The organism is Pseudomonas sp. AC083 (genome assembly GCF_979253165.1).
The window spans coordinates 1-260 of the sequence record NZ_CEEDDH010000198.1; the positions used below are offsets into that span (position 1 = coordinate 1).

Genomic DNA, 260 nt, shown 5'->3' on the forward strand with positions numbered 1-260 from the left:
CATCACGTCCTGCATGCTCTTTCCTCTTCCAAGCCCAAACGTGTAGATGGCAAGCAGCACTGAGATTAATAGTGCAATCGCCGGTTCGCCTAAAAACTCAGCGGTAGGCAGCAATGGGGAGGAAGGGAAGAAAATTTCTAGAAATGCTCTGAAAGTCATAAGCAATACAGGCAAAACAGCGGTGAAAATGCTAATGCCGAAGCTAGGCATTTCTTCTTCTGTGAATTCCTTTGGATTAAATAAGTTCTTTGGAATATGTG

At 43.8% G+C, this 260-nt stretch carries 1 protein-coding gene; it reads right to left on the minus strand.

Annotation, left to right across the window (positions count from 1 at the left end):
- Nucleotides 1-260, minus strand: a 260-nt coding sequence (locus AC0IXA_RS27700; RefSeq protein WP_471814945.1) for a GntT/GntP/DsdX family permease, incomplete at both ends; no start/stop codon positions are given.